The organism is Deltaproteobacteria bacterium, assembly GCA_018668695.1.
In the GTDB taxonomy this organism is placed as follows: Bacteria; Myxococcota; XYA12-FULL-58-9; order XYA12-FULL-58-9; family JABJBS01; genus JABJBS01.
In genome coordinates, this window is record JABJBS010000328.1 from 1 (window position 1) to 3,687 (window position 3,687).

The following is a 3,687-nucleotide window of genomic DNA, read 5'->3' on the forward strand; positions in this document are numbered from 1 at the left end:
AAGCACATATAGCGAAGCCTCATTCACGTCCTGCCCATCACTCAATAAATACTGGCTTTAAAAAGTTAGAGCGAGCCCAAAGCTGACTTCATCGTTATCCGAGTTGTAACCAATTGCTGGTGCGTAGGTGGTTGCGGGCTCTTCACCATCTGCCTGATGGTCAACGCTCCAAAGGTCAACAATTTCGAAAACCCGCGTGATCAGAAAACCAACACCGGCTGCTACGAATAAGCCTGCAAAAACGTCACCTCTATTGGAGTAGAGGTCAAACGTGTGAAGAAAACCAAATGCAGAGAGACCCGCACCGCCAAGGAAGCCGGCCTCCCATGCTGCGAAGGCGGAGCCTCCATCGTCCCATCGTCCTTGCATTGCATGACCTGAACCAAATCCCAAAATGGTACCCATCACTGCACCATCAACATAATCGTCAAATGCAATCAGTTCGAGGTCCAATTCATGACTCACTGGGTTTGCCAGTGGTGTATTGTGCGAGCTTTGGGCTATCTGTTGTTCGCTTGCAAACGCGGCAGAGGTCATGACGTTCATAATGATAACGGCTGTAATCAGTTGTGAGTATTTTAACATTCTCATAATACAACTCCTTTTTAGCCTGCTGAAAAGAAGCTGGCGTTGCTATAAACAAAGCAATTCATATGCCAATGAAACTGGTCTTAACGAAGTGCACCACCTGAAAATTGTGACTTTGTAACCAGTTAAAAATACGAGACAAATTGGATTGGTTCGGCGCCTTAATACCTCAGGGAATGGACAAAAGTGTCGCCAGAACTGTGGGCCGTGCATTAAGTTTCGCGGAGTGTACCCTTAAGTTGGTCATTTCTTGACTCCGATGCCTCATGTGGAATGGTGGAGTTCATCTGAAAGGTGCACACATGACCATTGAATATCTTGGGGCTTGCCCTAAAGCATTAGAAGGATGCCTAGAGAATGTGTACGATGCTGGCCGGGCCAAGATTGCAGTAGAGAGTGCATTCGCTGAGATGAGCAAGTCTTCGACGGCTCGATTTATTATTGAGGCAGCGCAGTCAACCGACCAAATTGTGGAAGTGGTCTGTTATCGCAGTGTGGGAACGACTACATTTTATCCTGCGGGTATTGTGGACTACAGCCTTGACGGGGTGGGTCAGGCTAAGCGTAAGCGGCATTTGATTGCCTGGGATCCTGAGGCCGCAGAAACCCATCTAGAGGTTGCGGGGAAGATTCACTTTGTTAAGCGGGGAGAGCGGCGACAACTGGCTCTAGAGAAAGTTTCCGAGACAGATTACGACATCCGAATAGCCAACCGAGTTGGTGCCATTCCAGCAAGCCTCGGTTTGATTCATGAATTGGGGCATTTTTATCAGTGCATCAATTACGGCAACGACTGGTTTATGGAAAGAATTTGGTGGAAAAGCGGTAAAACAGCCAGTGGTAAAATGGATTTACGTTGGCGAGAAGTTGAGCGAAATAACCTTGCGTTTTGTGAGTGGCCAGTATGCAGAGAACTCGACCTTGCGGTACGCTGGCAATACAACAAGCAGTGGACTCAAGACCCCACATCCCGCGAAGAAGTGGGTGAGAGTGAACCTATTCCTACTGATGATGGCCGGGGAGCTGAGGTTGTTGGTTTTTTCGATACCCCACCGTTCGGTTGATTCGCAGTGAGGATGACGGAATCGGAGTAACGGGTAGGTTGTAGTCTTTTGAGGGGTAAATTCTTGAGTGTTCGGTATAGCCTGTTTAAATATTGGAGGAGTTGTTAGCATGCTCTGTGTGCCATCAGTGTTTCGAAATTTTCGCTCTTATTCCGTAAGCGGGTGGGTGAGCTTGGCTGCTCCTTCAGATGGTTGATGGGAATAACACAAGCAAGTCGAAGGCGAAGCAAGAGCGTCGGCGGATCGCCTTGGTTGGGTTGCCCGGCGCAGGCCATGAGCTTGTTGGGTGGTCATTAAAGCATTTTTTCGATTCCACGACTGAAGAATCAACATCTCTAGCTGCTGATTTTTCGGTAAGAACTCTTTCCCCTGAGCGCTACAAGCAAGAGCTAGAGCAGATGCCTGCAGATGTAATCGTCTACATTTCACGTAATTGCCTGACAGAGGCGGAAAAGCTCTATCCCAGTTGGTATCGACTTGGTTCGGTTTTGGATGCTCCTATTGCAATCAAGCCAGCCACAGACGAACCCCTACTTTCGGAATTAAAGTGTTTTCTTGGTGCTTGGAGAGACTGTGCCCAGCTGGCGGATAAGGGAACAATAAAAGTTGGGACTCGAACAACCAGCCTAATTCCAGTGCGATTCGAAGACTTGTTGTTTTCTCGCGATGTTTTCTTGGCCCTTTTCCGGGCCATTGATCCAGGCATTTATCGAGGCCTATCGGGCAGTCAGCTTAAGTGCTGAAGCTGTGAACAGGCTGGAGCCCAACTTGATTTGGCGTCGGTGGTCGAAAGAGCGGCGTTCGCTCTTTGAATCTGTGACTGGCGATTCGATGGCGGTTCTTGGATATGAAGTACCGGTTGGTGTTTTCAAGATCCCGGTTTATGAAGATTCGGATCCTGTCAAATGGCATCTTGTTTCGCCAACGGAACCATCAGCTTCATCTTGGCTGCTCAACTGTTTTCTAGTGTTGGGTATCCGGTGTGAAAGAAATATTGGTTCACCCATGTGGCACCGTCGTGGTGATGAGTATATTGTTGAACCAGGTCAGTCCGATTTGTTTTCCTTTCTTCCCGTACTGAGTGACCAGGAAACATTTCATTTTCGCAATGATATCCTCGTTGAGTTTTCTCACGATTTTCCGTCAGTGCAGAAGTTTAAGGATGCCAATGTTATTCTGTTTACGCGCGACCCGAGAGATTCGATGTATTCGCAATATCGACGCTTGGGCGAGCGTGACTCATTTGAGGAATATTTATCGTCCATAGAAAGTAGAACGCTTCTCCCGCGGATAGATTACTGGCGATTGTTTCACTTATTGTGGATGAGTTTTCCAGGAGTGCGGGTGTACCGATGTGAAGATTACCGTGCCGATGCCCAGCAGTTATTGGGGCGGATTCTAGAGCAGATGGGGCTTCATTATTCGGCCGAGGATATCGCTCGAGCAGTGGCTTCTTCCACCCAAGAGAAAACGATAAGCGCTGAAAAAAATCAAAAAGCGAAAGGCGTTGATACACACGTGGTCAGAAACCAAGGCAACAATGGCTCTAAATGGCGAGACGAGGACCGAGTTCGGACATCTCGGAAGATTGAAAGCATTGCAGGCGACGCTATGAATGCCTTGGGTTATCCTACTGAGTATTGTGCCTGGGATGAGGGAAATCGGCAGACAAATTATTGGCCCCACCTTTCGTTAATGGAATCTTTCCGCCAGAACATGATTATCCAATCAGACATTGATAGCTGGCAGCCTGGTCGTCTTTTGGACAATGAGCATGTTCAATATGTTCTCGAATATCTTAAAAATCTGAATTTCCTCGACCTGTATATGTCTCGGGAACCTGATTTTGTTGTACGCGGTTTACTGGAAAAAATAGGTGAGTATCTACAGTGGCTAATGGTTAACCTCTCCGCTGCTGATAAAGCCATGTTGACGGCGCTTGAGAGTGCAACTAATGCAGCTAAAGAATAGATTAAAGAATATGGGAATAGATTAAGCAGGAATGTGTGCATGCCGCCTATTTCTCGAAATCATT

General features: G+C 47.4%; 4 protein-coding genes. 3 read left to right on the top strand and 1 reads right to left on the bottom strand.

Features of this window, described 5'->3' with window-relative positions:
* Positions 1–57 precede the first annotated feature (57 nt).
* Positions 58–591, bottom strand: a complete 534-nt coding sequence (locus tag HOK28_18550) for a hypothetical protein (protein MBT6435104.1) — start codon at positions 589–591, stop codon at positions 58–60.
* 299 nt (positions 592–890) lie between these two features.
* Between HOK28_18550 and HOK28_18555 the strand changes: the two genes are divergently transcribed.
* The 3 genes from HOK28_18555 to HOK28_18565 all read left to right on the top strand — a co-directional run bounded on the left by HOK28_18555 (position 891) and on the right by HOK28_18565 (position 3,623).
* Positions 891–1,652 carry a hypothetical protein gene (locus HOK28_18555; protein ID MBT6435105.1) on the top strand — a complete coding sequence of 254 codons (762 nt, stop codon included), beginning with the start codon at positions 891–893 and terminating at the stop codon, positions 1,650–1,652.
* Between the two features lie 188 nt (positions 1,653–1,840).
* Positions 1,841–2,395 (top strand): hypothetical protein, encoded by a 555-nt coding sequence (locus HOK28_18560; protein ID MBT6435106.1) that lies wholly within the window; start codon positions 1,841–1,843, stop codon positions 2,393–2,395.
* A gap of 25 nt (positions 2,396–2,420) precedes the next feature.
* On the top strand, positions 2,421–3,623 hold the full coding sequence (locus HOK28_18565) for a hypothetical protein (protein MBT6435107.1): 1,203 nt from the start codon (positions 2,421–2,423) through the stop codon (positions 3,621–3,623).
* Positions 3,624–3,687 lie beyond the last annotated feature (64 nt).

What these genes read in the sequence shown, in the direction of transcription:
- HOK28_18550 (MBT6435104.1), bottom strand. Translation starts at nt 591, where the DNA reads ATGAGAATGTTAAAATACTCACAACTGATTACAGCCGTTATCATTATG.
- HOK28_18555 (MBT6435105.1), top strand. Translation starts at nt 891, where the DNA reads ATGACCATTGAATATCTTGGGGCTTGCCCTAAAGCATTAGAAGGATGC.
- HOK28_18560 (MBT6435106.1), top strand. Translation starts at nt 1,841, where the DNA reads ATGGTTGATGGGAATAACACAAGCAAGTCGAAGGCGAAGCAAGAGCGT.